6 protein-coding genes and 1 pseudogene are annotated in these 5770 nt (G+C 52.5%); 2 read left to right on the forward strand and 5 right to left on the reverse strand.

Annotated elements, in window-relative coordinates; genetic code table 11:
• The 5 genes and pseudogenes from tnpC to ACKLKD_RS27285 all read right to left on the reverse strand — a co-directional run.
• Positions 1-1239: IS66 family transposase (gene tnpC / locus ACKLKD_RS27265; RefSeq protein ID WP_420062000.1), on the reverse strand; the 1239-nt coding region annotated here is incomplete at its 3' end.
• Between the two features lie 49 nt (positions 1240-1288).
• Positions 1289-1636 carry an IS66 family insertion sequence element accessory protein TnpB gene (gene tnpB, locus ACKLKD_RS27270; protein ID WP_004114612.1) on the reverse strand — a complete coding sequence of 116 codons (348 nt, stop codon included), beginning with the start codon at positions 1634-1636 and terminating at the stop codon, positions 1289-1291.
• A complete protein-coding gene (tnpA, locus tag ACKLKD_RS27275; RefSeq protein ID WP_004118218.1) occupies positions 1633-2010 on the reverse strand; it encodes an IS66-like element accessory protein TnpA in 378 nt (125 codons plus the stop codon). Before tnpA ends, tnpB begins: the two co-directional genes overlap by 4 nt.
• A 506-nt stretch (positions 2011-2516) precedes the next feature.
• Complete coding sequence (gene ugd, locus ACKLKD_RS27280) at positions 2517-3683, reverse strand: UDP-glucose 6-dehydrogenase (RefSeq protein WP_004103677.1); 1167 nt, start codon at positions 3681-3683, stop codon at positions 2517-2519.
• Positions 3684-3875: 192 nt separating this feature from the next.
• Positions 3876-4013: pseudogene (locus tag ACKLKD_RS27285) on the reverse strand (IS1 family transposase); the annotation flags it as partial.
• Between the two features lie 69 nt (positions 4014-4082).
• Here ACKLKD_RS27285 and ACKLKD_RS27290 point away from each other — a divergent pair.
• Together ACKLKD_RS27290 and ACKLKD_RS27295 are read left to right on the forward strand one after the other, a co-directional pair.
• A protein-coding gene (locus tag ACKLKD_RS27290) for an IS3 family transposase (protein ID WP_087806406.1) occupies positions 4083-5203 on the forward strand; the annotation gives its coding sequence in 2 pieces (ribosomal slippage) (positions 4083-4341 and positions 4341-5203; 1122 coding nt in all).
• Between the two features lie 29 nt (positions 5204-5232).
• Positions 5233-5535 carry a helix-turn-helix domain-containing protein gene (locus ACKLKD_RS27295; protein ID WP_227525102.1) on the forward strand — a complete coding sequence of 101 codons (303 nt, stop codon included), beginning with the start codon at positions 5233-5235 and terminating at the stop codon, positions 5533-5535.
• Positions 5536-5770 lie beyond the last annotated feature (235 nt).

Below are 5770 nucleotides of genomic sequence, written 5' to 3' on the forward strand. Positions count from 1 at the left end.
GTACGTGAACGCCTTTGCCAGCTCCGAGTGTCGCGACAGCGTTTTCATTTTTTCACGCAACCAGCTTTCCAGGGTACTAAGCAGCGGTTTCGTTTTCCGCTGACGTTCAGCAAGCCGTTGTTCCGCCAGCATTCCTCTTATTTCTGCCTCCACGGCATACAGTTCGCCGATACGCTTCAGGGCTTCCTCCGTCAGGGCTGACGGCGTGCGAACGTGCACATCGTGGATTTTACGGCGGGCGTGAGCCCAGCAGGCGGCTTCCGTTATCCGGCCATCGCGGTACAGCTCGTTGAACCCGGCGTACGCATCCGCCTGTAGCACACCGCTGAACCCCGCAAGATGGGTCTGCGGATGGATGCCTTTTCTGTCGGGGCTGTAGGCGAACCACACCGCCGGTGCCAGCGCTGACCCGGCGTTGCGGTCATCACGAACATACGTCCACAACCGCCCGGTCTTCGTCTTCTTATTGCCCGGCAACAGCACCTGGACCGGGGTATCATCGGCATGGAGTTTACCGTCAGTCAGGACATAGTCCTGAAGCGCCTCCTCCAGCGGGGACAGCAGCCGGCAGCATGCATCCACCCAGCCCGACAGCAGTGAACGGCTCAGTTCCACGCCCTGGCGACCGTATATTTCAGAATGACGATACAGCGGTGTGTGCTCTGCATACTTTGTGGTCAGCACGCGGGCCATCAGCCCCGGTCCGGCGATACCCCGCTCAATGGGGCGCGAAGGCGCGGGGGCCTGCACGATGGCATCACATTTTGTGCAGGCATGTTTTTCCCGTACGGTCCGGATCACCCGGAAGGCGCTGCGCATCAGCTCCAGCTGTTCAGCGGCATCCTCACCCAGGTAACTCAGCGCACCACCACACTCCGGGCAGCAGGAACCCGCTGGCCGCAGGCGTTTTTCATCGCGGGGGAGTGATTCGGGGAACGGTTTGCGGGTGCGGGTCTGACGCAGAGTGCGCTGTACTGCCGGGTCATCCACCCGACCGGTCAGCGTATCGCTCTCTTTCTGAAGCCGGTTCAGATCGGCTTCCATTTGTGCGATACGGCGGGAGACTTTTTCGGAACGGCTGCCGAAGTTCATCCGGCGAAGTTTATCCAGCTGCGCCTGCAGATGGTCTATTTCGCGCTCCCGGTCTGCCAGCTTTTCCAGCAGGGCACGGTTCAGCGCTTCCTGTTCGGCAAGGCGCTGTTTCAGCAGAAGGATGTCGTCAGAAGAGATGTCATTCATAAGCCAGCATTTTACCAGGCTTATTCTGCGACAACCAGGATAAAGAAGCCTACAGCATGGTCAGGGAGGTCAGCAACCGCTTCGGCTGTCGCCAGTCGATGCCTTCCAGCAGCATTGCCAGCTGCGCCGGGGTCAGGAACACTTTGCCATCGCGAGCTGACGGCCAGGCGAAGCGCCCGCGCTCCAGCCGTTTGGTCAGCAGGCACAGCCCGTCGCCGGTGGACCACAGAAGTTTAACCTGACTGCCGCTGCGGCCCCGGAAGATGAAGACATGGCCGGACATCGGTTCGTCTTTCAGCGCCGTCTGCACTTTTGCAGCCAGCCCGTTGAAGCCGTTTCTCATATCGGTAATACCGGCAACCAGCCAGATTTTGGTGCCTGTTGGTAGCGGGATCATCGCTTCAGTTCCTGTATCAGCAGAGTCAGAAGCTTTTCGCTGACAGTGCCGTTGAGGCGGAGTGTCCCGTGCCGGAACGTTACCTCACAGCTGATGCTGAGCTCTGAGTCCTCAGCGGGCGGTTCTGGTTGTACGGCGGTGGCATCGAGAGTCACAGGAAGTAACTGAGGACTCTCAGAGGAAGGTAATAGCAGCTTTCCCTCGCGCCACTGCTGGCGCCATTTAAAGAGCAGATTGGCATTAATGCCATTTTCAAGCGCCAGTTTTGAGATGGATATCCCGGGTTCGCAGGAGGCAGCAACGAGTTGCTGTTTAAACTCAGGAGAATAATTAGGGCAGCCTTTACGCCTGCCGGGAGTCATATTTTTCTGCATATCTGACACTTTGGTTCCCACTACTTATTTGGTGGACACCACTTTGTCGGATGCTTCAGATTATGACCAGACGGTTCACGCTGTACGCTTACGGATGATTTTTTATACCCACGGCTAACTCATGCATACCATGCCTCCCCCCTGAACGATCCCGAAGCGTCGGTTTAAACTGGAATCTGAATCTCATCGTATTCCAGGGAAGGATGCTGTACACCGGCAGGAACTTATAAACAACAAAAGCCTGCAAGCAGGCTCTGTTTTCCCTTCCGGCGCTTATCTCCAGCGTCTACATCTCAGTGACGGTAGCTCTTCACAAGGTGCATTTAACATATCCGACCTCAATGATTGCGACAAGATGAACAATTGAAGAATTTAAGCGGGGTCACGTTTTTTAAGGGGATATGGTTTAGGTGAAGGAACGGTGAGACTGGAAAGAGAAATGCGTAATCATTTAGAGGGGGAGGAAAGCGGTGGCCGGCAGCTGCTGCTCCCGGCCAGAAGACAGATTAGTCACTGCCAAATAAATCGCGGGTATATACCTTATCAGCAACATCCGACAGCTCTTCAGCCATACGGTTAGAGACAATCACATCAGCTTCTTGTTTGAACGCTTCAAAATCGCGAACTACGCGGGAATTGAAGAATTCATCTTCCTGCATAACCGGTTCATAGATAATAACCGGAATACCTTTAGCCTTAATACGCTTCATGATGCCCTGAATTGAGGAAGCGCGGAAGTTATCAGAACCACTCTTCATGATCAGGCGATAAATCCCAACGACCTTAGGCTTACGCGCCAGGATGGAGTCAGCAACGAAATCTTTACGCGTGCGGTTAGCGTCAACGATGGCGCCAATAATGTTATTCGGTACAGATTCGTAGTTCGCAAGCAGCTGCTTGGTATCTTTCGGCAGGCAGTAACCACCGTAGCCAAAGGACGGGTTGTTATAGTGGTTACCAATACGCGGGTCGAGGCACACGCCTTCGATAATCTGCTTACTGTTCAGGCCCTGGCTCTCAGCGTAGCTATCCAGTTCATTGAAATAAGCCACGCGCAGCGCCAGATAGGTATTGGCAAATAATTTGATTGCTTCAGCTTCGGTAGAATCAGTAAACAGCGTCGGGATATCCTGCTTGATCGCTCCTTCTTTCAGGAGGTTAGCAAAACGTTCCGCGCGTTCTGAACGCTCACCAATAACGATACGCGACGGGTGCAGGTTGTCATAGAGCGCGCGGCCTTCACGGAGGAACTCTGGAGAGAAAATAACATTATCAATGCCCAGGCGCTCTTTAATATCACGAGTGAAACCAACGGGGATGGTTGATTTAATGATCATGACCGCATCAGGGTTAATCTCGGTAACATCGCGAATAACGGCTTCAACGGTCGACGTATTGAAGTAGTTCGTTTTCGGATCGTAGTCAGTCGGCGTGGCGATAATGACATAATCTGCATTGCGATAAGCATCATGCTTGTCAGTTGTTGCACGAAAATTCAACGGTTTTTCCGCCAGGTATTCCTGAATCTCCTTATCGACAATCGGAGAAATCTTTTGGTTAATCATATCAACTTTGGATTGAATGATATCCAGCGCCACCACTTCGTGGTTTTGCGCAATCAGGATGCCATTCGATAAACCGACATAACCGGTACCGGAAATAGTAATTTTCATTCGATCACACTTTAATCAGTTAACTGGACGGCGGCGAGTAGTCGCTAATTAATCAAAACTGTTGATGTTTCTACTCTTAGAAAGAATGTAAGTCAAGTAATACATGAAAATGAATAGCTGTCATTAAATATTTTCTGAAATTATGGATAGGCCCTTATAAAGGCCTATCCAGTTTTGGGTAATGACTCCAACTTACTGATAGTGTTTTATGCTCAGATAATGCTCGATGACCTTGTCATGCAGCTCCACCGATTTTGAGAACGACAGTGACTTCCGTCCCAGCCTTGCCAGATGTTGTCTCAGATTCAGGTTATGTCGCTCAATGCGCTGACCTGCTCCCCGTTGATTAGTACACCCCGATGTTAGTAATGTCTTCATAAGCCACATGAGGACATCCCCATGAAGAAGCGTTTTTCCGACGAACAGATCATCAGTATTCTCCGCGAAGCCGAAGCTGGGGTACCCGCCCGTGAACTCTGCCGCAAGCATGCCATTTCCGATGCCACGTTTTACACCTGGCGTAAGAAGTATGGCGGTATGGAGGTGCCTGAAGTTAAGCGCCTGAAGTCGCTTGAGGAAGAGAACGCCAGACTCAAGAAGCTGCTTGCCGAAGCCATGCTGGATAAAGAGGCGCTTCAGGTGGCTCTTGGGCGAAAGTACTGACGACAGACCAGAAGCGGGAAGCCGTGATGCTGATGTGTGATGCGACCGGTCTGTCGCAACGTCGTGCCTGCAGGCTTACAGGTTTATCCCTGTCGACCTGCCGCTATGAGGCTCACCGTCCGGCTGCTGATGCGCATTTATCAGGGCGCATCACTGAGCTGGTACTGGAGCGCAGGCGTTTTGGCTACCGTCGTATTTGGCAGTTGCTGCGCCGTGAAGGGCTTCATGTTAATCATAAGCGCGTGTACCGGCTTTATCACCTCAGTGGCCTGGGCGTAAAACGCAGAAGACGTCGTAAAGGGCTGGCAACAGAACGTCTGCCGCTGCTCCGTCCGGCGGCGCCCAATCTGACCTGGTCGATGGATTTCGTCATGGACGCACTTTCCACCGGTCGCAGGATCAAGTGTCTTACCTGCGTCGATGATTTCACAAAGGAATGCCTGACGGTCACTGTTGCCTTTGGGATTTCAGGCGTTCAGGTCTCGCGTATTCTGGACAGCATTGCACTGTTTCGAGGCTATCCGGCGACGATAAGAACTGACCAGGGGCCGGAGTTCACTTGCCGTGCACTGGATCAATGGGCCTTTGAGCATGGTGTTGAGTTGCGCTTAATCCAGCCGGGCAAGCCAACGCAGAACGGATTTATTGAGAGCTTTAACGGACGATTTCGCGATGAATGCCTGAATGAGCACTGGTTCAGCAATATCGTTCACGCAAGGAAAATCATTAATGACTGGCGGCAGGATTATAACGAGTGTCGTCCACATTCAGCACTGAATTATCAGACGCCATCAGAGTTTGCAGCACGGTGGCGAAATGGAAAATGTGAAGGTAAACAAACCGACCTTACTAACTGACGGTTGTATCTAACTCTGGGGGCAGGTCAGTGGCGGAATCCATGGAGCTCACCCGTCGTCAGTGCTCCCGCCTGATTAAACGCTATCGTGAGCTGGGGCCAGCTGGTCTGGTCAGCCGGCGCCGTGGAAAGCCCGGCAACCATCAGTTAAACACCACCATCAGAGACCAGGCCCTGCAGCTTATTCGCTCACGCGGCCGGGGTATGAATCCGACAGCAATCTGGCGAATACTGACCACAGAATACAGTGTCCGGATTTCAAAAGAGACCGTTCGGAAACTGATGATTACTGAGAAAGCCTGGCATCCGCGACCATCCTTCAGGCCTGACTAAGACTAAAGAAGGAATTTTCCAGACTCTCCCAGACGTCATCTCTGACTTGTTTTGAGCACGACATTTCAACATTGGCTAGACAACCACCACACCACTCATCGCCAAAATCCGCCGGAACGTCCAAAAGTGCAGGTTTTACACACCGAAATCGGGCTATTTTTGTGTTGCCGGTTTGTTATCAAAATGGCGAGACTGGTTTCAGCCTGTTTACAGACTGAAACCTCTATTTCTTCCA

The sequence above is a fragment of the Klebsiella sp. 10982 genome (genome assembly GCF_048589245.1).
Taxonomy (GTDB): domain Bacteria; phylum Pseudomonadota; class Gammaproteobacteria; order Enterobacterales; family Enterobacteriaceae; genus Klebsiella; species Klebsiella quasivariicola.